The sequence below is a fragment of the Vogesella aquatica genome (assembly GCF_028548455.1).
GTDB lineage: Bacteria > Pseudomonadota > Gammaproteobacteria > Burkholderiales > Chromobacteriaceae > Vogesella > Vogesella aquatica.
Map to the genome: position 1 here is coordinate 133,934 of NZ_JAQQLF010000011.1, position 20,034 is coordinate 153,967.

Genomic DNA, 20,034 nt, shown 5'->3' on the forward strand with positions numbered 1-20,034 from the left:
TCCCTGCGCTTGCCTCCGCAGAGGGCGCGCACAAACATTTCAAATTTACAGCCCAAGCCCACTGGTGTCAACCACAAGAAACATTTTCTTGCCGCCAGCCGTCATGCTCAGTTATCCAGCCAGTCGATAATGCTTTGCCAGGCTTCACGCTCCTTGCTGGCGCGAGCGGGAGGCAGGTCGAATAACGTCTGGCCCATGGCAACGGCTTGCACGTATAGCTGGGTATTGCGCAAATAGCCGATCACCGGCACCCCCAGCCCATCCAGAAATTGCTGCAGATCGCGCGCAGACTTGGTGCGTGAATCGATACGCATCCCCACCACGCCGACAAAGGCCTTCTGCTTGCGCACTGCCTTCTCTTGCAGCAGCACCTCAAAAAAATCACGGCTGGCCCACATATCAAACGGCGATGGCTGAATGGGCACAATTACGCGATCCACCTTGGCCACCAGTGCGGCCAACTTTTTACCATGCAAACCTGCAGGGCTATCCAGCACAATAACTTGCGTACCCTTTGGCGGGCGCGCCGGCTCACCTGCGGTCACCTTCCAGCCATCAATCGGCGGCAATGCCTTATCCCTGCAAGCCAGCCAGGCCAGGGAAGACTGCTGGCGATCCACATCGCCCAGCATGATGTGCGTGCCCTGCGCGGCATAAAAGCCGGCCAGGTTGGTAGACAAGGTCGATTTGCCACTCCCCCCCTTGGGGTTGGCCACCAGTATCGAATACGCCATAAGTACTTTCTGCAAAGCAGGCTGCCCACTCCCGCACTGCGTGCAAGGTGCCACCTGCTGGTTTATTCTGCCATGCCCAGCCTGACGCCGAGTTTGCCATGCCTACGCCCAACCGCCCCTTCACCGCCCTGCTATTTGACCTGGACGGCCTGATGATCGATACCGAAGCCCTGTCCGGCCAAGTCTGGCGACAAACAGCACAGGAACAAGGCATTCCGCTTAGCCAGCAGCAACTGCAGATGATGGTGGGGCTATCCACCGAACGCTGCCTGCAGTACCTGGCGGACACCTTGCCTGACGGACATGATGTGCAGACCTTTGGCCAGCTTGCACGGCAACGCTACCACCGCATGCTACACCAGGCAGACATACCGCTTAAACCCGGCATACTCCCCCTGCTGGACTGGTGCCTGCAGGAAAACCTGCCACGCGCCGTGGCCACCGCCACCCAGCGCACCCTGGCGGATCTCAAGCTCACGCGCACTGGCTTGCAGCGCTACTTCACCCACACCGTCGCCGGTGACGAAGTAGCACACAGCAAGCCAGCGCCAGATGTCTACCTGCAAGCGGCCAGACTGCTGGGCGTCTCGCCAGCGGATTGCATTGTGCTCGAAGACTCACCGCACGGCGCCCAGGCTGCACTGGCTGCCGATATGCGCGTCATCGTCATTCCAGACCTGGTGCCGCCACCAGCCCATATAGCAAAACAGGCCCTGGCCGTATGCCAGGACCTGCATGCCGCCCAAGCCGTGTTGGCCCGGCTGGTTTAACCATCGGCATTGATGCGCTTGATCAGCACGTTCAGCACAGCAACCGCTTCTTCGTTTTCAACCTGGCAGGTGCCGGCTGCCTCGTGGCCGCCGCCGCCGTACTCCAGCATCAAGGCACCAACATTGGTTTTGCTACTGCGATCCAGAATGGATTTTCCAGTGGCAAATACCGTGTTTTGCTTGTTCAGCCCCCACAATACGTGAATGGAAATATTGCACTGCGGGTACATGGCGTAGATGGCAAAGCGGTTGATCGGGTGGATCAGGTCTTCCTCACGCAGGTCGAGCACTACCAGATTACCGTGCACCGTTGCGCAGCGTTCAATCTGCTCCCGTGCCTTGGCCTCGTGCTCGAAATACAGCTCAACCCGCTCTTTTACATCAGGCAAAGCCAGAATTTCTTCGATGGTGTGGTTACGGCAGTACTGGATCAGGTCCATCATCAGCGCGTAGTTACTGATACGGAACTCGCGAAAGCGCCCCAGACCCGTGCGCGCATCCATCAAATAGTTCAGCAACACCCAGTCCCTGGGTGCCAGGATTTCGTCACGGCTGAATTGCGCGGCGTCAGCCTTGTCCACCGCCTCCATCATATCGTCGCTAATGCCGGTAAAACGCGCTTTGCCACCATAGTAGTCATACACGACGCGGGCCGCAGATGGCGCATCCGGGTCGATCACATGGTTGGTGATTTCACCCGTGTTACGCAAAGTCTCGGAAAAATGGTGGTCGAACGCCAAGTAAGCGCCCGGCACATAAGGCAGGTTGGTGGTGATATCACGGCCGGTGATCTCCACCTTGCCGTCCTGCATATCTTTGGGGTGGACAAACTTGATCTCGTCTATCAGGTCCAGCTCATTCAGCAGAACTGCACAGACCAAACCGTCAAAGTCACTGCGGGTTACCAAACGATACTTTTCATAGGCCATAATGGATCTCCAGCTTGAAGCCGTATTAATCAGGCGAACAGCCCATGATAGCGTGCCGGCTGCATTTTGCGCGCAGGAAATCGACCTATCCATAGCACTGCCACAGCCACCAGCACAAAATCTCCTTGTCATTCATTCACTTCGCAGCACCACGCGGTACGGCACAGATACGATAGCTGTAACCTAAATGATGCACACTTGGGCTGCAGCCTATGCAGCGACGACGATTGGCAGCAAATGAACGAAAAGCCTGCCCCTTTGTCACACTTGTTTTGCATTTGGCCTGCCCCCATAATCCTGCACATGAAATTTCTCTCCGACCTGTTCCCAGTCATTCTGTTCTTTGGCTGCTACTGGCTGACCAAGGACATGTTCCTGGCTACCGGCATCGCTATTGCTGCCACCACTATCATGGTGGCGCTGACCTGGCTTAAACACAAGAAAGTGGAAACCATGCAGTGGATCAGCCTGGGGCTGATCGTTGTCATGGGTGGTGCCACGCTCTTGCTGCACGACAAGCATTTCATCATGTGGAAGCCCACCGTGCTGTACTGGCTGATGGGTGGTGGCTTGCTGGTCGGCCAGTTTACCGGCCGCTTCGGCATGAAGAGTCTGATGGGCGGCCAATTGCAGCTGCCTGACGCAGTCTGGAAAAAGCTGAATCTGGCCTGGGCTGCTTTCTTTCTGGCATTAGGCGGCGTCAACCTGTTTGTTGCCTTTAACTTCAGCGAAGAAACCTGGGTGAGCTTCAAGCTGTTTGGCGGCTTCGGCCTGATGATTGCCTTTGTGATTGCCCAAAGCTTGTACCTGTCGAAATATATTGAGGAGACACCTTGATGCTGTACGCCATTACCGGCCAGGACGTTGCCGACTCGCTGGCACAACGCCTGGCTGCGCGCCCGGCCCATCTGGAACGCCTGCAAGCACTACAGGCTGAAGGCAGGCTGATACTGGCCGGCCCTTTCCCGGCCGTCGACAGCAACGACCCTGGCGCCGCAGGCTTCAGTGGCAGCCTCATCGTAGCCGAGTTTGCCAGCCTGCAGGCAGCACAAAGCTGGGCAGAAGCCGACCCGTACGTTGCCGCGGGCGTCTATGCCTCGGTTAGTGTCAAGCCGTTCCGCAAAGTACTGCCGGCATGAGCATCATCAACACCATGCAAACCCGGCTTGCCGTATTGGCACCAAGCCACCTGGATATCCAGGACGACAGCGCAGCGCACGCCGGCCACGCCGGTGCCAGCTCGGGCGGGCACTACGACCTGCTGATCGTATCGGCCGCTTTCAACGGCAAGAATCGTGTACAGCGCCAACGCCTGGTTTACCAGGCACTGGGCGACCTGATGCAAAACGGCATCCACGCCCTAGCCATGCGCACCCTTACCCCAGAAGAACTCTGACATGACCACACTGAATAAAGCGCTGAGCATCAGCCTGCTCTGCTTCGCGGCCAACCTTGCCACGGCAGCCCCTATTGCCACCGTCAACGGCACCGTCATCGACCAGACCGTACTGGACCGGGCCGTGGGCCAGATCATCAACGCCAATGCCGGCCGGGTACAAGACAGCCCTGCGCTGCGCGAAGACGTGCGCCAGCGCCTGATCAACCGCGAGCTGGTGCTGCAAGCCGCCACCAAGTCGGGCCTGGATAAAAACCCGGAGTTTCTTACCCGCCTGGATGAGGCCCGCAACGATCTGCTACAGCAGGCGTTCTTTGACGCGGCCAGCAAGAACCACCCGGTGAGCGATGCCGACATCAAGGCTGAATACGACCGCTACGCCAGCCAGTTCAAAGACGCCAAAGAGGTTCAGGTACGCCAGATCATCCTGGCGGACGAAACTGCGGCCAACAAAGCCATCGCCGCACTGAAGAAAGGCGCCAAGTTCGACCAGATGGCCAAGGCTCAATCACTGGACACCGCCAGCAAAGAACGCGGCGGCGACCTGGGCTGGGGCAACCTGGCCGCCATGGAGCCACCCCTGGCCGAAGCACTGAAAGCCATTGGCAAGGGCCAGATCAGCGCCAAACCACTGCAATCGCAAATGGGCTGGCACATTTTCAAAGTAGAAGACATCCGCAATGCCCAGCCGCTGCCATTTGACAGCATCAAGGCACGCATTGGCCAGGACCTGCAGGAAAAAGCCGTCCGCGACGCTGTACTCGAGCTGCGCCAGAAGGCCAACATCCAATAACCCGAACGGAACAGAACGATGAATACTCGCTTCAAGCACTCCCTGATTGCTGCCACCCTGCTGCTCGCCGGCTCTGCCGCCATGGCAGCCCCATCTGTCAACGGCGTAGCCATCAGCCAACAACGCATCGATGCTATCGCCCGCATGATGGAAGCCCAGGGCCAGCCTGCCAACCCGCAGATGAAAGAGATGATCACCGACCAGCTGATCACTGCCGAGATTCTGCGCCAGGAAGCCGTGAAAAAAGGCATGGATAAATCTGCCGATTTCCAGGCCGAGATGGAAAATGCCCAAGCCATGGCACTGGCAAACCGCTTCATCAAGGAGCACGTACGCACCAACCCGATTACTGACGCCCAGATCAAGGCCGAGTACGACAAGGTTAAAGCCGAGTTCCCCGAGAAGAAAAGCTACCGCGCCCGCCATATTCTGGTAAAAACCGAAGCCGAAGCCCAGGCAGTATTGTCTGCCCTGAAAAAAGGCAAACCGTTTGACCAGCTGGCCAAAGAAAAATCGATCGACCCGGGCAGCAAGGTAAACGGCGGCGATCTGGGCTGGAATGAGCCTGCCACTTTCGTGGCCCCATTCTCCGAAGCCATGATCAAACTGGCCAAAGGCCAAGTGAGCGCCACACCAGTGAAAACCCAGTTTGGCTTTCACATCATCAAGCTGGATGACGTGAAGGTAGAAGCCGCACCGCCGGTGGATGCACTACGCCCGCAACTGGAACAACGCATCCAGTCCCAGCGCATCGAAGCGCTGATCAAGGACCTGAAGGCCAAGGCCAAGGTACAACAGTAAGCCACAGGGCCGTACTAGCGGCCATGCGAAACAAAAAAGCCAGCGCGAACGCTGGCTTTTTTATTGACTGACAGGTGTCAGTCGTCGTCTTGCCATGAAGGCGGGCGCTTCTCCAGAAACGCAGCCACGCCCTCGCGCTGCTCATCACCGCCGACCAACTCCAGGAGTGCCGCCTTCTCCAGCAGCAGCTGCCGCTCCAGAGTGTTGTGCGCACTTACTTCAATCAGGCGACGCGCCGCCAGAACGGCACTGCGAGACTGATTGGCTACCTTTCCTGCCAGGCTAACGGCCACGATTTTTGCCAGCCCGGCATCCACGACCTCTTCGGCCAAGCCGATCCTGAGTGCCGTATCGGCATTCACCAGCTCGCCCCCCAGAATGATGCGCTTGGCCCAGGGCACCCCCACACGCTCGGTCAACGCCTTGCTCCCGCCCGCCCCGGGAATCAGGCCCACCGAGGCTTCCGGCAAACCCAGCTTGGCCCCACGCTCGATCACAATGCAATCACAAGCCAGCGCACACTCCAGCCCACCGCCCAGCGCAAAACCATTCACCGCAGCAACAGTAACACCCCGGAACTGACGCACACTATTGAAGGCTGCAGCAAAGGCGTCAATCAGGCGGGCTGCCGAATCACGGTCCGCATCGGCAAACAGCCCCAAATCGGCACCTGCCGAGAAGAAGCGCTCGCCAGCACCGGTCAGCACGACACTACGCACCCCGGGGTCGGCGTCCAACGCCTCCATTGCCAAGGTAAGTGCCTTCAACGACTCCAGCGTCCAGGCATTGGCTGGTGGGTTGTTGATGGTAACAATGGCCGACTGACCCAATCGTTCAACCACAATATACTTGCTCATTCGTTACCTCCCCACCTGTGCTACACGGCTATTCGACTTTTCCACCGTGCCTGTACGTCTAGACATTGAAACCACCCCATTCACGGAAAGGCGACCATTTTGTGACGAAATGTCGATATTTTCTAGTACTAAAAATGGACTATCACCATGATTTTTCAAGTATTTCCAACTAGATAACACCAATGTCATTAATAGTCACTTGAAATAAACCATAGTCGTATTTAGTCAAAAAAATAGCAGTTTTCATGAATATCACTGCTACAATCTTTTTTTAGTTTTAGAACTGTTTTCAACGAAATGCTGGAAATCAGCCTGCTTTCCCTCTTCATTACCGGCCTGCTGGGCGGCGTGCACTGCCTGGGCATGTGCGGCGGCATTGTCACGGCCATCTCCGTTAGCGGCACTGGCCAGAAACCGCTATTGCAAGTGGGCTACAACCTGGGGCGGCTTGCCAGCTATACGCTGATGGGCGCGCTGCTCGGCGGCCTGAGTGAATGGGGTATGGCACAAGCCAGCTATCGCCCGTTGCAAGTCGGCCTGTTTGCCCTGGCAAACGTTCTGCTGGTCTTGCTCGGCCTGTACCTGGCAGGCTTTTCAGCCATGGTTGGCCGCATAGAGAAGCTGGGGTCGCCACTGTGGCAGCATTTGCAGCCGCTAGCGCGGCGTTTTCTGCCGGTACGCCACCCTTGGCACAGCATCATGGTAGGGGCCATCTGGGGCTGGGTACCCTGCGGTCTCGTGTACACCGCCAGCCTGGCGGCGCTAGCCACGCAATCGGCTAGCGGCGGCGCCCTGGCCATGCTGAGTTTCGGCCTGGGCACCCTACCCAACCTGCTACTGATGGGTGCTTTTGCCGCAAAGCTGCAGCAGCTAAAGCAAAAACGGCCAGTCCGGCTATTTGCCGGGCTGACCGTCTGCGCTATCGGGTTATGGCACCTAGCCAACCTGATTATTTCATAGCAGCAACCAAAGCACCGACATTGGTCTTGAACAGCTGCACATACGTGGCCGCATCGGGTGCAGCCGACAGGGCATCGGAGTACAACTTGCCCCCTACTTTCACACCTGCCTCGCGGCTGAGCTGATCCAGCAGGCGGCGATCCGCCATGTTCTCGAAGAACACGGCACTTACCTTTTCCTTGCGCACCTGGCGAATCAGGGCAGCCACACCTTTGGCCGAGGCCTCGGCATCGGTGCTGACACCTTGCGGCGCCATGAAGCGCAGCTTGTAGCGCGCAGCCAGATAGGCAAAAGCGTCGTGCGAGGTCAGCACTTTGCGGCGCTCAGCCGGAATGGCAGCGAAGCTCTTTGCGGCCCAGCCATCCAGCTCCAGCAGCTGTGCTTTGTAAGCTTGCGCGCGCTGGCGATAGTAAGCAGCACCTTCCGGGTCGGCCTTGGCAAAACCGGCGGCCATTGCCTCGGCATACAGCGCAACGTTCTGCGGGTTATGCCACGCATGCGGATCTTGCTTGCCGTGATCGTGATCGTGGCCATGATGATCGTCGTGCTCCTCATGCTCGGCCATCGCCAGCGGCTTTACCTTGGCTGCCGCGGTTACCGTCAGCCCCTTGAACGCAGCAGATTTGCTCAAGCGTGCCAACCAGCCCTCAAAACCCAGACCATTCACCACAAATACCTTGGCTGCGGCCAACTTGCGCACATCGGCCGGCGATGGCTGAAATACGTGCGCATCCTGATCGGGCGCCACCAGCGACACGACATCCACCCGCTCACCGCCCACCTCGCGCGCCACATCGGCCACGATACTGAAACTGGCAACGACGGGCAGTTTGGCGCACGCCAGCAAGGGGGTCATCGCCAGGGTGATGGCAAATAGTTTACGCATGACTGTTCCTAATTGGTGAAATGACGGGCACGCACCAGTCGTGGCAGTAAACCACCCTGGGGTGCAAACAAAAGCGATAGCAGGTAGACCAGCCCCGCCAGCAGAATGATGGCCGGCCCCGATGGCAGCTCGTAGTGGTAAGACAGCAGCAGGCCGCCCACGCCAGACAAGGCGGCGATGGCAAACGAGGTCAGCAACATGCCACCAACCGAGGCAGCCCATAGCCGCGAGGCAATGGCGGGCAGCATCATCAGCCCCACCGACATCAGTGTGCCCAGCGCCTGAAAACCGGCAACCAGATTCAGTACCACCAATAGCAGGAACAGCAGGTGCCACACACCGCCGCGGGCACCAATCGCCCGCATGAACACCGGGTCCAGGCTTTCCAGCAGCAAGGGCCGGTAGATAACGGCCAGCACCAGCAAGGTAAATGTTGCCACGCCAGCGACCAATAGCAGCGCGGCATCGTCCACGGCCAGCACAGAGCCGAACAGCAGGTGCATCAGGTCGACATTGCTGCCGGATTTCGAGACCAGCAGCACGCCCAGAGACAACGACAGCAAATAGAATGCCGCAAAGCTGGCATCTTCTTTTACCTCGGTATAGCGCGTGGCCAGACCCGCCAGTATCGCCACCAGCACACCTGCCACGAAACCGCCCAGGCTCATGGCCGGCAGGCTGAGCCCGGCCAGCAAGTACGCCACCGCAGCCCCGGGCAACACGGCATGACTCATGGCATCACCCATCAGACTCATGCGGCGCATCACCAGGAAAAGACCTACCGGCGCACTGCCCAGCGCCAGCGCCAGGCAGCCCACCAGCGCACGGCGCATGAAGGCAAAATCGGCAAAGGGGGAAATCAGCATGTCTTGTATCCAGCTCATTACGCCCCCTCCCCGTCTACCTGGCAAAGTGGTGCCCTGGCCAGCCAGTGCGCTGCCGTTTCACTGGCCTGGCGCAAGCGCTCTTGCGTAAGCACACTGGCGGTATCGCCCCAGGCGATGACCTCGCGCGCCATCAGCAATGTCTGGGGAAAGTGGCTGTGCACCTGGGCCATATCGTGCAGCACGGCAATGACCGTGCGCCCTTCCTTCTGCCAGCGCGCCACCAGCTGCAACAAGTCTTGCGTGGTACGGGCATCCACCGCATTGAATGGCTCGTCCAGCATGATCAGCCGTGCATCCTGCACCAGGATCCGGGCAAACAGCACACGCTGGAATTGCCCGCTAGACAAGGCAGACACCGGCCGCGTCGCAAAATCTTCCAGACCGACCGACACCAGGGCATTCCAGCTCGCCTCGTCATGATGGCGGCCAACCTTGCCAAACAAGCCACTCTGACGCCAGTGGCCGCTACTGACCAGGTCGATGACCGAAACAGGCAGCGAGCGGTCGATCTCGGATTGCTGCGGCAGGTACGCCAGATCACGCCGGCTAATGCCGTTGAATGTCACCTGGCCGCTATCGGGCTTCAACGCACCCATGATGGTTTTCAGCAGTGTGCTTTTACCAGCACCATTCGGACCAAAAATGGCGGTAGCGGTAGCAGCGGCAAAATGGCCGCTGACATGGTGAACCGCCGGGTGGCGCTGATAGGAAACGGTCAGGTTATCCAGCGCTATCATGCCTCCCCTCCCCGCGCCCAGATAACCAGCAGCCAAAGCAGGCATAGTGGTACGGCAGCCAGCAGCAGGCGCTGCTGTGCAGACATGGCCAGCAAACGCCAGCGCGGCAGGTGGTTTTCCTCACCAGCGCCGTGCGGATGCGGGTGCGAATGGGCATGGTGGGTGTGATTATGTTGATGGGGCATGCAATACGATCTTTATTGTTTTGGCAAAACACAAGCCTGCAGCGCCGCCTCGACGCGGGCCACATCGATCTGGCCGGCAATCAGCTCAAAGCGGTTATCCCGACGCCATGCCACCTGATTGGCCGCCCAGCGCCCCTCTGTCCAGTTCAGCCACAGCCAGGTATCCAGCACACGGAACACACCTTTGGCGCGCACCAGACCCGATACCATATCGGGCAAGGCGTCAAAGAAAGCTGTCAGCGCCTCACCGGAAAACTCGGTATCCGGCGGCAAAGTCCAGCCCTGTGACTGCCAGCCAGCCTGTTCATCGCCTTTTACGGCCGGGCGATAGCGTGATTTGGGCTGGACTGCCGCATCCAGCCAGGCAGGGTTGGCCGCACCTTCCTGTATTTCCGCTATCAGTGACTTGGGCGGAAACAAGCCCGCGGCTTTCTGGCGGTACGCTTCCAGCGTATCGGCATCGCACAGGTCGGCCTTGGTAGCCAGCAACACATCGGCAATCATCACCTGGTCGCGGTACAAGGGCTGGCGGAAATAGTCGTTATTGGCGAACTGGCGCGGGTCGACCAGCGTCATCACGGCACCGACCTCCAGCGCATTACCCAAAGGCTCCGCACGCAGCTCGTCGATCAGACCGGCAGCATGCGCCAGGCCACTGGCCTCGATGATCAGCCGGTCCGGCCGTTCGCGGCGCACCAGGTTAGCCACCGTCACCGTCATTTGCGGGCCGGCCACGCAGCACAGGCAACCGCCGGCAATCTCGGCCACCGGCAACTCACCATTGTCCAGCACGGCACCATCAATGCCGATCTCGCCAAACTCATTAACGATGATGGCCCACTTTTCATGAGCCGGGCGGTGGGCAATCATGTGGCGCAACGCCGTTGTCTTGCCCACCCCCAGAAAGCCGGTCAGCACATTGACCAATGTCTTTTTCATACTGCACACTCCTTGCAGCGCCCGGTCAGCATCAGATTTTGCTGGCTGATGGCAAAACCTGCGCCACCTGCTTGCTGACGCAACACATCCAGCACGGGCGTCGCATCCAGCTCCTCTACTCGACCACAATCTCCGCACACCAGTATCAGGCCTTCATGATTACAACCCACATGGTGGCAAACAATATAGCCATTCAAGGCGTCCACCTTGTGCAACAAGCCAGCGGCCACCAGAAAATCCAGCGCCCGATACACCGTGGGTGGCGCGGCAATGCCACGCTGCTTTTGCAGATCAGCCAGCACCTGGTAAGCCTTGACCACACCGGGGTAACCCAACACCAGCTCCAGCACCTGACGGCGCAGCGCGGTCAGCTTGACGCCCTGCTGCTGGCAGTGGCGATCAGCCGCCTCGATAAAACAGGCGATTTCCATAAGACGTAGACACCCAAACAATAGGAGTTCTCAAATGTTACTTTATAACAAGCAACTTAACAAGACTTAATACCTGCTTAAGCCAGAACATGGGCATGCTGTGCTATGCTTCGCTAAAATTGACTTGTTAACGCGTAACCGCGAGGTGAAAGATGAAAAAACTGCTTCTGGCTTTATTGTCCTGCGCCATCCTGACCCCAGCACTGGCTGCCGACCCGATCAAGGCGCGTAAGGATGTGTTCGAGCAGTACAAAAAAACTGTCGGCCCGATGTCCAAAGTCGTCAAAGGCGAGAACCCGTTCAACAAGGACGAGTTTGCCAAAATGGCAGCCCATCTGGATGAACTGGCCCAGCAACCATGGCAGTACTTCACACCCGGCAGCGACAAAGGCAAAACCGATGCCAAGGCAGAAATCTGGTCCAAACCCGCAGAATTCAAAGCTGCCGTGGATAGCCACAAAACTGAGGTTGCCAAGCTGAAACAGACCGCCGCTGCCGCCAAGACACTGGATGACATCAAGCCGCAATTTGGTGCCGTGATGAAAACCTGTAAAACCTGTCACGATAGTTTCCGCGCCGACTAAGCCCGCGTCGCGACACTGTCAGCAGCCCGAAAAACAAACCCTGCTCGCGCAAGCCAGCAGGGTTTTTCAATGAAAGATCCGCCCAGGCGGGCCGTTTCATCTTCAGCCGCTTACTTTTTTGGACCACGGAAAGCATCGTGGCAGCTTTTACAGCTCTGACTGATGGCATTGTACTTGTTGCGCACCGTGGCCAGATCGTCACTGGCAGCACCAGCTTGCAAAGCCGATACGGCCTGCAAGAAGCGGACTTCCTCTTGCTTCCAGCGGGCTGGCTGCTGCCAGATTTCCGGCTTGGCGCGGCTAACATCATCAATACTGCCCGGTGCAAACTGGGCAAAAGGCAAAGGTGCAGCCAATTTCAATGCATCAGCATGCTTGATAAATTGATCTTTGCGAAAAGGACCATCACGCAGCATGACACCTATAGGCTCGTAACTCAGCAGCATTTTTTTGAAACTCTTCTGCCGGTCTTCACCAGCGCCGGCCATCGCGTGCATCCCTACAACCGCCAGTAGTGCGGCCATCGTTAATTTCTTCATCATTACCCAAACCCGTTTGACAAAAATACGGCCAACTTGGCCACCCGACCCTGCACCATGCCGTCAGGGCGACCCGAGCACACCCTCCCGAGCTAGCGTCAGAATGGTTTGTGCTGTCAGGGTATCCGCCTGCTGGTAAGCCGATTTCAGATAGGGCACATAGTAACCCGGATCATTGGTATCGCTTGTGACCGGCCCATCGGGTAACTCGTTCTCGTACACAAAGCGGATGAACAAATGGCCAGGCTGAGGCTCTTCAATGCACATCGCCAGTTTGCTGGCGGTGTAATGCTCGCTAGGCAGCGTCTCGTAAACCACCTGAGAATCTGCCACAAAGCGCACAAACTCTTTCACAACCAAGCTGCCAAACACCACCTCGCGCTGCATTTCCTGCTGATCGTAGAACAAGATGCGGGCCTCGCTGATGTTCTCGTCAAAGCGGCAGGGATCTTCCGCCCGCAGAACCAAGCCCAGCCACAGCTGGCGGCGCGAAATCAGCGGCTGCGTCGCACGCTCATCAAACATTTTTACCAGGTGCTCAAACTTCATCTTCCCGCCTTTCATCACCATACCGGGCGCAATTGTACGCCCGGTTGCCAAAAAGCAACAAAATGCACAAAAAAAATTTAGCGAAATTTTTATCGAGAAAAGTTAAACTTAAAAGCATGTCGAAAAGTTTTTAAACCATTTGGTTTAATATTAAATGCAAATGTCATTTTGATTTTATTATGAAAATTCTATGGCATATCGTAGGGTTGTGAAAAGAATTCAATGTGAGAGAATATAAATTGAGCCACGCACGGACGCCTTAATACAGAATGCGGGCCAAAACACGTAATGCCTAAGCACAACTTACCGCTCTCTGCTACTAGGGTCCTGTTCAGATATATGAATTTAGCAAGCAAAACAGAATATCTTCAGCGTCAGCCTGTCCGGGATTTCATCGGACAGCTCACTTGCTGGATAGACGGTGAAACTTTCGGGGAACATGCATTCAAGGTGCGTGACAAGATACTGCCGGCCAATTACGACCGGGATTTTTTTGCCAACACTCTGGAGCAAGCATTTTCCCGTTTTTACTGGAATGGCCACTATTTCAAGGAAAATCAGGCTCACCTAAGCAGCATGCGCACCCGTTTGCGCCATGCGCTGGCCAATGACGATGCCGCAGCACTCGTTGCAGTCATCGATGACATTCTTCTCTGGGGATCAGGCGGCAAAGTCATCAAGCTCTATACGCTAAACCGCGACTGGGCCAGACACAACCAGCACCAACTGGTAAGCAAAATCAGACAGGCATTGGCCATCCTGCAGTCTGACGAGCCTGACGTGACATGCTTTGACGGCGAGCTACGCATGAATGCCGGCTTTACCAAGGTTTACGCGCTGGCTGCCGACAATATCATGATCTATGACGGGCGTACTGGCGCAGCCATGGGTTACCTGGTACGACAGTTCTGCGAAAGCCGCCGCATACTCCTACCGGAAGAGCTTTGCTTTCCATGGGCACCCGGCGCGTCCACCATGAACCGCAACCCCAGCACCGAACTGCTGCATTTCAAGCAACTGGCCAATCGTAGCCGCTTTCACGCCGAGTGGAAAATCCGCGCCGGCTGGGTCGTCAATGCTGCACTGGCGCAGTCCACAGCCAGCTGGTGTCAGCAGCCTGATGCACTACGCAAGTTCGAATCGGCCATGTTCATGCTGGGCTATGAAATCCCCACCAGCAGCCCGGGCAAAAGCCAAGCACGCGTAACGGTCACCATCTGACACTTCCCGGTTAAACACCCCGCTTAAGCGGGGTGTTTTCATGACACGATCAACGGCATTATTCGGTATGCACAGCGACGCTCGCCACCCAGCAGATGCTCCGCTCGACTGATTATTGCATCTGGAAAAAGCTGTTGAAACTGCTGCAACTCTGATCGACAAAAGCTTTGGCAGGCCTGTGCCGCAGCACAAATCGGGCAGTGATTCTCTACCAAAAGCCAGCCTGACTCCTGGCACAGCAGCTCAGCCATATAGCCTTCATCAGTGCGCGCCTGCACTAGCAGTGCCAGACGCTGGTCAAGTGCTTTCGCCGTCGCCAGCTTTTGCTGATACACCACCAAGGCCTGCTGCTCGCGCGCAGATACCAGCGTATCGAGCGCAGCATCCCCCAGGCTGCTGCGCAGCAGGCTAATAAGCTGCGCAGTAAGCTCGCCATGGCGATCGGGAAAACGCGCGTGACCCGCATCGCTCAGCAGCCAGAATCGTGCCGGGCGCCCCTTGCCTGCCGGCCGGTCTTCTACCACCACCAAACCACGCTGCTGCAGCTGCTGCAGATGCTTGCGCGCACCCATGCTGGTCAACGCCATAGCCTCTGCCACTGCCTGCGCCGTCAGCGCCCCCTGCGTTTTCAGCAGATACAATATCTGTTCCTGGCTACGCATCACACCCCCTTGGCCGCGGCAGCACCGGCACGCAGCAGGCGATTGAGCATGACCACCGCCAACAAACACATCAAACCACCCAGCGCGATGGTAAAGCGGGTATCCAGTAGCGTCAGCAAGCTGCCGAAGATGGCAATCAGTACGTTGCTGATACAAAAAATGGTACTAAGCAACCCCATGATGCTCCCCTGTCCATAATCAGCAAAACGCTCGGCACACCAGCTTGGCAGCACCGCGTTATAGATGGATAGCGGCAAACCCAGCACCACCAGCAGCAGCAGGCCTGGCATCGCCGGCAGCACGGCCAGCAACAATAAACCAGCGCCGACCAGCACCGCCTGCTGCCTGGCACGGCGTAGCGGATCCACCCCCAGGCCCAGCTTGCCCACCAGGGTACTGGTCAGCGCCATGATCAGACACAAGCCAGCAGTCACCCAGGCAATGCCGCTACTGCCCAGGCGGGCATATTCCACCAGCCATAGCGGATAAAACTCGTAAAACGCGTTCACCCCCAAGGCAAAAGTCAGCTGCATCCAGAACAGCGCGGCCAGTACACGATCCTGCCGCAGCAGCCGGAATGCATGCTGCTCGCGCACAGCCGCCAGCATGCTCATGCCCTGCAAGCCCTTGGCTTCACCGGTTTCCGGCAACACCCACAGCAAAATGGCCAAACATGGCAGCAAGGTAAACGCACCAATCAGGAACGGCACCGGCTCCCCAAATGGCAAGGTAAAACCACCAATCATTGGCCCCACCAACCAGCCCATATAAAGCACGGCATTCAGCGTGGCAAAGCTGCGCGTACGGTCCAGCTGCGGGTGGAGATCTGCCACAATCGCCCGCGCCACCGCCACGTTGCCTTCAGTAACACCGGTAAGGAAACGGGCAAATACAAACAGCAGGTAGCTGCGCATATCCAGCGACCAGGCGGTCAGCAGGTAGCCCAGCAGGGTCAAGGTGAGCGTAGACAGCAAGACACGCCGGCGCCCCAGGCGGTCGGACAGGGCACCGATGAAGGTACTGCCCAGCAAAATACCCAGCGGGTTGGCCGCAAGTGAGATACCCAGCAGCAGTTTGGGCGGCAGGCCGGCAAAATGATTGAAAGCGTCAGCCGGTGCATCCACAAAAATGGGCGCCAGTATCGGGTAAGGCATGGCCACCCCGGCCGTACTCATCAAGGCCACCAGGCAAACCGCCAATAAAATCAGTTTGGGATGGGCAACCGTCATGCCATGCCTTCCTGCAGCGCTGCTGCCAGTCTTGTCGAAACACACAGGCTAGAACACGCGAGCAATTTTGTAAACTTTTTAGTTTATATAAAAGCCGACGGCAGCAAGACAGCGGGTTTCTGGCATGATAGCGGCAACCCCCTTACGGTAATTGCCATGAAACCACCCCGCATGCAGTGGCAGCAGTTGTTGTCCACACGCCGCTTCAAGCTGATCGACCAGGAAGTACGCCAGACCCGCACGCCAGCCACCCTGGAAGGGGCTGCGGGCCTGCGTAGCGACTTTCACATCGACCACGACCGCGTGGTGTTCTCCAGCGCCTTTCGGCGCCTGGGGCGCAAGACACAAGTGCACCCGCTGGCCCACAACGACCACACCCACAACCGCCTGACCCACAGCGTAGAAGTGGCCAGCGTTGGCCGCAGCCTGGGCAACCGCGTGGGCGCCATGATGCAGGCGCAGGGCCTGCTGCCGGAAGGCTACACGCCGTTCGATATCGGTGGTGCTGTACAGGTAGCCTGCCTGGCGCACGATATCGGCAACCCGCCTTTTGGCCACACCGGCGAGGATGCATTGCGCGAGTGGTTTCGCCACCCGCAGCACCAGCACCTGCTAGCCGGCCTGAGCGCAGCCGAGCGGCAAGACATCCAGACTTACGAAGGCAACGCCCACAGCCTGCGCATGGTGGCCAGCCTGGAGATGTACCGCGGCGAAGGCGGCATGCGGCTTACCAGTGCCGCGCTGGGCGCGCTGATCAAGTACCCGTGGACATCGGATGCCCCCAGAGCCCAGGCGCGCGGGAAATTCAATATCTACTGCACCGAGCTGCCGTATTTCGAGCACGTCGCTGCCGAGCTGGGCTTGCTGCGCAAAGGTAACAATGAATGGGCGCGACACCCGCTGTCCTACCTGATGGAAGCCGCAGACGATATCTGCTACGCCATTCTGGACCTGGAAGACGCGGTAGAAATCGGCATTCTGGACGTACGCGAATTCGAAATGCTGTTCAGCCACTTCGGCGAAACCGAGCGCATCTGGCAAACCCACGACATCAGCCAGAAATGCGCCATGCTGCGCGGCATTGCCGTGGGCCGCTGCGTGGCCGAGGTGGCCGAGAAATTCATGCTGCATCAGGACACCCTGCTGGCCGGCACCTTCCCCGGTAAAGACCTGATCGACGTATGCGCCCCCGAGATCAAGCATACCCTGCTCAATGCCAAGGCACTGGCCAGCCAGAAGGTATACCGCCACCGCACCAAGCTGGTGACCGAGCTGGCTTCCTACCCCTGCATCGGCACGGTGCTGGACATTCTGGCACCCGCCGTGCACACCCGCATCACGCAAGGGGACGAGGCGCTGAATGCACGCCAGGCCTTGGCTTTGGGCTTGCTGCCGCAGCCGCTGCCAGAAAACCAGACTTTGTATCAAGCCTATATGGGCGTGCTGGACTATATTGGCGCGATGACCGACAACTATGCGGCCAACCTGGCACGCGAGATTTCCGGCGTCGGCATTCTGTAGCCACAACAGGCTGTTTGCCGAACAGCCTGTTTTCCACCATGCGTAGCAAGCAAGGGTAAACCCCTGGGCGCACCACGCCACCCCACAGCGACAATGCCAGTTCCCCCACCCGGCAGGCCATCATGATAGAACGCATCGTTACCATTATCCTGCCCGTGCTTATCATCGTATTGATAGGCTGGGCGTATGCCCGCCGGGTGCGCCCCGATATGCGCGCGGCCAACAAGCTCAATATGGATGTCTGCGTACCGCTGCTGGTTTTCAGCGCCCTGTCCGCAAAAGACTTTCAACTGGTAGCGCAATGGAAGCTGATGCCCGCCGCCGCAATCGTGGTAGTGATCTCCGGCCTGCTCGCCTGGCCCATCGCCCGCCTGGCCGGTGCCAGCCCGCGCACCCTGCTACCGCCGGTGATGTTCAACAACTGCGGCAATATGGGGCTACCGCTGGCCTTGCTGGCTTTTGGCCGCGATGGCTTCAACGCCTTTGTGGTGCTGTTTGTGGTGTCCAACCTGCTGCATTTTACCCTGGGTGCCTTCATTTTCAGCCGCCATACCAGCCTGCGCGGCCTGAGCCGCAACCCCATCGTCATCGCCACCTTGCTAGGCCTGCTGTTTGGCCTGGCCGGCTGGCACCTGCCAGACTGGCTGATGCTGGGCATGAAGATGCTGGGCGATATGACCATCCCGCTGATGCTGTTTGCCCTGGGCGTACGCATGGTGGACGTCAGCCTGTCTGGCTGGCGCATTGGCCTGCTGGGCGCCGTGCTGTGCCCGCTTACCGGCCTGGCAGCCGCCCTGCTGGCCAGCCCGCTGCTGCAGCTGGATAGCAGCCAGCACGCGCTGCTGATCTTGTTTGGCGCCCTGCCGCCGGCGGTGCTCAACTTCCTGATGGCCGAGCTCTACCAGCAGGAACCAGAAAGCATGGCCTCCATCGTACTCATCGGCAACCTGGCCAGCCTGCTGTTTGTGCCGCTGGGCCTGGTGCTGGCGCTAGGCTGAGGCCGGAAATCCATTACACTGCCGGCATAGCATTCTGGAGCCCGCCATGCCCAATCGCGCCCTTACCCGCTTTTGCCTGGTTCGCCACGGCGAAACCGACTGGAACGCCGAGCGCCGGCTGCAAGGCCAGCTCGACATCCCGCTTAATGCCCAAGGCCAGCACCAGGCACGGCAGCTGGCCGACACCGTCGCGGCAGCCGGCCACCGCTTTGATGCGCTGTACAGTAGCCCGCTAAGCCGTGCCTACGATACTGCCGTGCCACTGGCCCACGCCGTCGGACTAGGCGTCACTACCCTGCCCACGCTGATGGAGCGCCACTTTGGCGCCATGCAGGGCGCACGGCTGGATGATGCCGCCCAGACCCACCCGCAAGCCTGGGCCGCCTACGCCGAGCGCAGCTTGCACCACGACCTGTACGGCGGCGAAAGCATCCAGGCTTTTGCCGACCGCATTCACGCAGCGGTCAACCAGCTGGCCCGCCAACACTGCGGCCAACGTATCCTGCTGGTGGCGCATGGCGGCGTACTGGACATGATCTACCGCCTGGCCAGCGGCCAGCCACTACAAGGCCAGCGCATGATCGTGGTACCTAACGCTTCGCTGAACTGGCTGAGCCATGACGGCCAAGGCTGGCAAGTGGACTTGTGGGCCGACACCCGCCACCTGGGTGAAACCGCTCTGGACGAAATCTGACACGGCCAAGCCTGGCCGCAAGGAGTACACACCATGACCGATAAAATCCTGAAAACCCCGCAACAATGGCGTGCCCAGCTCACGCCGGAGCAGTATTACGTCACGCGTGAAGCCGGCACCGAGCGCCCGTTTAGCGGCGAGCACTACTTCCACAACCGGGTTGGCCGCTATTACTGCCTGTGCTGCGACAGTCTGCTGTTTGAGTCTGCCACCAAGTTCGATGCGGGCTGCGGCTGGCCCAGCTTCTGGGAAGAGGCCGTCCCCGGCAGCATCCAGCGTATTCGTGACACCAGCCACGGCATGGTCCGCACCGAAGTGCGCTGCCAGCGCTGCGATGCCCATTTGGGCCATGTATTTGACGACGGCCCGCCGCCCACTGGCGAACGCTATTGCATCAATTCGGTAGCACTGCGCTTCGAAGATGCCTGACAGCACATATGTAGGAACTCATAGTTACTGAAACTTCAGCACATAAAACTGAAAACTGCACCAAAACAGGGCGGCTCATTGAGCTGCCCTGTTTTTTTATCCGCTTGCAACAGGTGACCACTTCGTTGATTTCAAAGGAAAAAGCATGCCAAATACTTGACTCCAACCAACAGCATGGTATTGAGGGCCTGTCCGAATTTTTGTGTAAACGGGGTTTGGGTTACGCCTGTGGAATGCGTTCCTCGAACTGAATGGTAAAGCGAGTCAGCGCCGCCTTCCAATCCCGAATCGGCATGGTCCACT

General features: G+C 58.4%; 26 protein-coding genes. 13 read left to right on the plus strand and 13 right to left on the minus strand.

Features of this window, described 5'->3' with window-relative positions:
• Nucleotides 1–107: 107 nt before the first annotated feature.
• Nucleotides 108–734, minus strand: coding sequence for a nucleotide-binding protein (locus PQU95_RS10455; RefSeq protein ID WP_272751947.1), 627 nt, complete (start codon nucleotides 732–734; stop codon nucleotides 108–110).
• A 98-nt stretch (nucleotides 735–832) separates the two neighbouring features.
• Here PQU95_RS10455 and PQU95_RS10460 point away from each other — a divergent pair, with 98 nt between their 5' ends.
• Complete coding sequence (locus tag PQU95_RS10460) at nucleotides 833–1,504, plus strand: HAD family hydrolase (protein ID WP_272751948.1); 672 nt, start codon at nucleotides 833–835, stop codon at nucleotides 1,502–1,504.
• Here PQU95_RS10460 and PQU95_RS10465 read toward each other — a convergent pair.
• Nucleotides 1,501–2,433, minus strand: a complete 933-nt coding sequence (locus PQU95_RS10465) for an exopolyphosphatase (RefSeq protein ID WP_272751949.1) — start codon at nucleotides 2,431–2,433, stop codon at nucleotides 1,501–1,503. The two genes, PQU95_RS10460 and PQU95_RS10465, sit on opposite strands and share 4 nt — an antisense overlap.
• Before the next feature lie 303 nt (nucleotides 2,434–2,736).
• On the opposite strand from PQU95_RS10465, the gene PQU95_RS10470 reads away from it, so the two are divergent.
• The 5 genes from PQU95_RS10470 to PQU95_RS10490 are packed head-to-tail and all read left to right on the plus strand — an operon-like array spanning nucleotide 2,737 to nucleotide 5,423.
• Nucleotides 2,737–3,270, plus strand: a complete 534-nt coding sequence (locus PQU95_RS10470) for a septation protein A (RefSeq protein WP_272751950.1) — start codon at nucleotides 2,737–2,739, stop codon at nucleotides 3,268–3,270.
• Entirely contained in the window at nucleotides 3,270–3,572 is a 303-nt protein-coding gene (locus tag PQU95_RS10475; RefSeq protein ID WP_272751972.1) for a YciI family protein, read from the plus strand. The genes PQU95_RS10470 and PQU95_RS10475 overlap by 1 nt, the downstream gene beginning before the upstream one ends.
• Nucleotides 3,569–3,829, plus strand: a complete 261-nt coding sequence (locus PQU95_RS10480; protein WP_272751951.1) for a BolA family protein — start codon at nucleotides 3,569–3,571, stop codon at nucleotides 3,827–3,829. Before PQU95_RS10475 ends, PQU95_RS10480 begins: the two co-directional genes overlap by 4 nt.
• Nucleotide 3,830: 1 nt before the next feature.
• Nucleotides 3,831–4,622, plus strand: coding sequence for a peptidylprolyl isomerase (locus PQU95_RS10485; protein ID WP_272751952.1), 792 nt, complete (start codon nucleotides 3,831–3,833; stop codon nucleotides 4,620–4,622).
• 18 nt (nucleotides 4,623–4,640) lie between these two features.
• The gene (locus PQU95_RS10490) at nucleotides 4,641–5,423 is read left to right on the plus strand and encodes a peptidylprolyl isomerase (RefSeq protein ID WP_017508394.1); all 783 of its coding nucleotides are present in this window, start codon (nucleotides 4,641–4,643) and stop codon (nucleotides 5,421–5,423) included.
• 77 nt (nucleotides 5,424–5,500) lie between these two features.
• Here the strand turns inward: PQU95_RS10490 and PQU95_RS10495 are convergent, their stop codons facing one another.
• On the minus strand, nucleotides 5,501–6,280 hold the full coding sequence (locus tag PQU95_RS10495) for an enoyl-CoA hydratase (protein ID WP_272751953.1): 780 nt from the start codon (nucleotides 6,278–6,280) through the stop codon (nucleotides 5,501–5,503).
• 297 nt (nucleotides 6,281–6,577) lie between these two features.
• Between PQU95_RS10495 and PQU95_RS10500 the strand changes: the two genes are divergently transcribed.
• Entirely contained in the window at nucleotides 6,578–7,240 is a 663-nt protein-coding gene (locus PQU95_RS10500) for a sulfite exporter TauE/SafE family protein (protein ID WP_272751954.1), read from the plus strand.
• Here PQU95_RS10500 and PQU95_RS10505 read toward each other — a convergent pair.
• From PQU95_RS10505 to PQU95_RS10530, 6 genes are read right to left on the minus strand one after another with little or no spacing between them, the layout of a single operon-like run.
• Entirely contained in the window at nucleotides 7,230–8,126 is an 897-nt protein-coding gene (locus tag PQU95_RS10505; protein WP_272751955.1) for a metal ABC transporter solute-binding protein, Zn/Mn family, read from the minus strand. The two genes, PQU95_RS10500 and PQU95_RS10505, sit on opposite strands and share 11 nt — an antisense overlap.
• Before the next feature lie 8 nt (nucleotides 8,127–8,134).
• Entirely contained in the window at nucleotides 8,135–9,010 is an 876-nt protein-coding gene (locus PQU95_RS10510) for a metal ABC transporter permease (protein WP_272751956.1), read from the minus strand.
• On the minus strand, nucleotides 9,010–9,750 hold the full coding sequence (locus tag PQU95_RS10515; RefSeq protein ID WP_272751957.1) for a metal ABC transporter ATP-binding protein: 741 nt from the start codon (nucleotides 9,748–9,750) through the stop codon (nucleotides 9,010–9,012). Before PQU95_RS10515 ends, PQU95_RS10510 begins: the two co-directional genes overlap by 1 nt.
• On the minus strand, nucleotides 9,747–9,935 hold the full coding sequence (locus PQU95_RS10520) for a hypothetical protein (RefSeq protein ID WP_272751958.1): 189 nt from the start codon (nucleotides 9,933–9,935) through the stop codon (nucleotides 9,747–9,749). The genes PQU95_RS10515 and PQU95_RS10520 overlap by 4 nt, the downstream gene beginning before the upstream one ends.
• A gap of 12 nt (nucleotides 9,936–9,947) precedes the next feature.
• Nucleotides 9,948–10,874: a CobW family GTP-binding protein gene (locus PQU95_RS10525; RefSeq protein WP_373321395.1), complete on the minus strand. Its 927-nt coding sequence runs from the start codon at nucleotides 10,872–10,874 to the stop codon at nucleotides 9,948–9,950.
• Nucleotides 10,871–11,305, minus strand: a complete 435-nt coding sequence (locus PQU95_RS10530) for a Fur family transcriptional regulator (RefSeq protein ID WP_272751960.1) — start codon at nucleotides 11,303–11,305, stop codon at nucleotides 10,871–10,873. The genes PQU95_RS10525 and PQU95_RS10530 overlap by 4 nt, the downstream gene beginning before the upstream one ends.
• A 152-nt stretch (nucleotides 11,306–11,457) precedes the next feature.
• Here PQU95_RS10530 and PQU95_RS10535 point away from each other — a divergent pair, with 152 nt between their 5' ends.
• Nucleotides 11,458–11,889, plus strand: a complete 432-nt coding sequence (locus PQU95_RS10535) for a c-type cytochrome (RefSeq protein WP_272751961.1) — start codon at nucleotides 11,458–11,460, stop codon at nucleotides 11,887–11,889.
• Nucleotides 11,890–11,999: 110 nt separating this feature from the next.
• Here the strand turns inward: PQU95_RS10535 and PQU95_RS10540 are convergent, their stop codons facing one another.
• Both PQU95_RS10540 and PQU95_RS10545 read right to left on the minus strand, forming a co-directional pair.
• A complete protein-coding gene (locus tag PQU95_RS10540) occupies nucleotides 12,000–12,431 on the minus strand; it encodes a c-type cytochrome (protein ID WP_272751962.1) in 432 nt (143 codons plus the stop codon).
• Between the two features lie 60 nt (nucleotides 12,432–12,491).
• Nucleotides 12,492–12,998, minus strand: a complete 507-nt coding sequence (locus tag PQU95_RS10545) for an AtaL-like protein (protein WP_272751963.1) — start codon at nucleotides 12,996–12,998, stop codon at nucleotides 12,492–12,494.
• Nucleotides 12,999–13,265: 267 nt separating this feature from the next.
• On the opposite strand from PQU95_RS10545, the gene PQU95_RS10550 reads away from it, so the two are divergent.
• Nucleotides 13,266–14,198: a hypothetical protein gene (locus PQU95_RS10550; protein ID WP_272751964.1), complete on the plus strand. Its 933-nt coding sequence runs from the start codon at nucleotides 13,266–13,268 to the stop codon at nucleotides 14,196–14,198.
• A gap of 38 nt (nucleotides 14,199–14,236) precedes the next feature.
• Here PQU95_RS10550 and PQU95_RS10555 read toward each other — a convergent pair whose 3' ends face one another.
• Nucleotides 14,237–14,860: a helix-turn-helix transcriptional regulator gene (locus PQU95_RS10555; RefSeq protein ID WP_272751965.1), complete on the minus strand. Its 624-nt coding sequence runs from the start codon at nucleotides 14,858–14,860 to the stop codon at nucleotides 14,237–14,239.
• Nucleotides 14,860–16,089, minus strand: a complete 1,230-nt coding sequence (locus PQU95_RS10560; RefSeq protein ID WP_272751966.1) for an MFS transporter — start codon at nucleotides 16,087–16,089, stop codon at nucleotides 14,860–14,862. Before PQU95_RS10560 ends, PQU95_RS10555 begins: the two co-directional genes overlap by 1 nt.
• 156 nt (nucleotides 16,090–16,245) lie before the next feature.
• Between PQU95_RS10560 and PQU95_RS10565 the strand changes: the two genes are divergently transcribed.
• The 4 genes from PQU95_RS10565 (at nucleotide 16,246) to msrB (ending at nucleotide 19,731) form a co-directional block, all read left to right on the plus strand.
• On the plus strand, nucleotides 16,246–17,610 hold the full coding sequence (locus PQU95_RS10565) for a deoxyguanosinetriphosphate triphosphohydrolase (protein WP_272751967.1): 1,365 nt from the start codon (nucleotides 16,246–16,248) through the stop codon (nucleotides 17,608–17,610).
• 122 nt (nucleotides 17,611–17,732) lie between these two features.
• Complete coding sequence (locus tag PQU95_RS10570; RefSeq protein ID WP_272751968.1) at nucleotides 17,733–18,608, plus strand: AEC family transporter; 876 nt, start codon at nucleotides 17,733–17,735, stop codon at nucleotides 18,606–18,608.
• Between the two features lie 46 nt (nucleotides 18,609–18,654).
• Complete coding sequence (locus PQU95_RS10575) at nucleotides 18,655–19,302, plus strand: histidine phosphatase family protein (protein WP_272751969.1); 648 nt, start codon at nucleotides 18,655–18,657, stop codon at nucleotides 19,300–19,302.
• A gap of 33 nt (nucleotides 19,303–19,335) precedes the next feature.
• Nucleotides 19,336–19,731, plus strand: a complete 396-nt coding sequence (gene msrB / locus PQU95_RS10580) for a peptide-methionine (R)-S-oxide reductase MsrB (RefSeq protein ID WP_272751970.1) — start codon at nucleotides 19,336–19,338, stop codon at nucleotides 19,729–19,731.
• The last annotated feature ends 303 nt before the right edge of the window (nucleotides 19,732–20,034 follow it).

What these genes read in the sequence shown, in the direction of transcription:
- PQU95_RS10455 (WP_272751947.1), bottom strand. Translation starts at nt 734, where the DNA reads ATGGCGTATTCGATACTGGTGGCCAACCCCAAGGGGGGGAGTGGCAAA.
- PQU95_RS10460 (WP_272751948.1), top strand. Translation starts at nt 833, where the DNA reads ATGCCTACGCCCAACCGCCCCTTCACCGCCCTGCTATTTGACCTGGAC.
- PQU95_RS10465 (WP_272751949.1), bottom strand. Translation starts at nt 2,433, where the DNA reads ATGGCCTATGAAAAGTATCGTTTGGTAACCCGCAGTGACTTTGACGGT.
- PQU95_RS10470 (WP_272751950.1), top strand. Translation starts at nt 2,737, where the DNA reads ATGAAATTTCTCTCCGACCTGTTCCCAGTCATTCTGTTCTTTGGCTGC.
- PQU95_RS10475 (WP_272751972.1), top strand. Translation starts at nt 3,270, where the DNA reads ATGCTGTACGCCATTACCGGCCAGGACGTTGCCGACTCGCTGGCACAA.
- PQU95_RS10480 (WP_272751951.1), top strand. Translation starts at nt 3,569, where the DNA reads ATGAGCATCATCAACACCATGCAAACCCGGCTTGCCGTATTGGCACCA.
- PQU95_RS10485 (WP_272751952.1), top strand. Translation starts at nt 3,831, where the DNA reads ATGACCACACTGAATAAAGCGCTGAGCATCAGCCTGCTCTGCTTCGCG.
- PQU95_RS10490 (WP_017508394.1), top strand. Translation starts at nt 4,641, where the DNA reads ATGAATACTCGCTTCAAGCACTCCCTGATTGCTGCCACCCTGCTGCTC.
- PQU95_RS10495 (WP_272751953.1), bottom strand. Translation starts at nt 6,280, where the DNA reads ATGAGCAAGTATATTGTGGTTGAACGATTGGGTCAGTCGGCCATTGTT.
- PQU95_RS10500 (WP_272751954.1), top strand. Translation starts at nt 6,578, where the DNA reads ATGCTGGAAATCAGCCTGCTTTCCCTCTTCATTACCGGCCTGCTGGGC.
- PQU95_RS10505 (WP_272751955.1), bottom strand. Translation starts at nt 8,126, where the DNA reads ATGCGTAAACTATTTGCCATCACCCTGGCGATGACCCCCTTGCTGGCG.
- PQU95_RS10510 (WP_272751956.1), bottom strand. Translation starts at nt 9,010, where the DNA reads ATGAGCTGGATACAAGACATGCTGATTTCCCCCTTTGCCGATTTTGCC.
- PQU95_RS10515 (WP_272751957.1), bottom strand. Translation starts at nt 9,750, where the DNA reads ATGATAGCGCTGGATAACCTGACCGTTTCCTATCAGCGCCACCCGGCG.
- PQU95_RS10520 (WP_272751958.1), bottom strand. Translation starts at nt 9,935, where the DNA reads ATGCCCCATCAACATAATCACACCCACCATGCCCATTCGCACCCGCAT.
- PQU95_RS10525 (WP_373321395.1), bottom strand. Translation starts at nt 10,874, where the DNA reads ATGAAAAAGACATTGGTCAATGTGCTGACCGGCTTTCTGGGGGTGGGC.
- PQU95_RS10530 (WP_272751960.1), bottom strand. Translation starts at nt 11,305, where the DNA reads ATGGAAATCGCCTGTTTTATCGAGGCGGCTGATCGCCACTGCCAGCAG.
- PQU95_RS10535 (WP_272751961.1), top strand. Translation starts at nt 11,458, where the DNA reads ATGAAAAAACTGCTTCTGGCTTTATTGTCCTGCGCCATCCTGACCCCA.
- PQU95_RS10540 (WP_272751962.1), bottom strand. Translation starts at nt 12,431, where the DNA reads ATGATGAAGAAATTAACGATGGCCGCACTACTGGCGGTTGTAGGGATG.
- PQU95_RS10545 (WP_272751963.1), bottom strand. Translation starts at nt 12,998, where the DNA reads ATGGTGATGAAAGGCGGGAAGATGAAGTTTGAGCACCTGGTAAAAATG.
- PQU95_RS10550 (WP_272751964.1), top strand. Translation starts at nt 13,266, where the DNA reads ATGCCTAAGCACAACTTACCGCTCTCTGCTACTAGGGTCCTGTTCAGA.
- PQU95_RS10555 (WP_272751965.1), bottom strand. Translation starts at nt 14,860, where the DNA reads ATGCGTAGCCAGGAACAGATATTGTATCTGCTGAAAACGCAGGGGGCG.
- PQU95_RS10560 (WP_272751966.1), bottom strand. Translation starts at nt 16,089, where the DNA reads ATGACGGTTGCCCATCCCAAACTGATTTTATTGGCGGTTTGCCTGGTG.
- PQU95_RS10565 (WP_272751967.1), top strand. Translation starts at nt 16,246, where the DNA reads ATGAAACCACCCCGCATGCAGTGGCAGCAGTTGTTGTCCACACGCCGC.
- PQU95_RS10570 (WP_272751968.1), top strand. Translation starts at nt 17,733, where the DNA reads ATGATAGAACGCATCGTTACCATTATCCTGCCCGTGCTTATCATCGTA.
- PQU95_RS10575 (WP_272751969.1), top strand. Translation starts at nt 18,655, where the DNA reads ATGCCCAATCGCGCCCTTACCCGCTTTTGCCTGGTTCGCCACGGCGAA.
- msrB (WP_272751970.1), top strand. Translation starts at nt 19,336, where the DNA reads ATGACCGATAAAATCCTGAAAACCCCGCAACAATGGCGTGCCCAGCTC.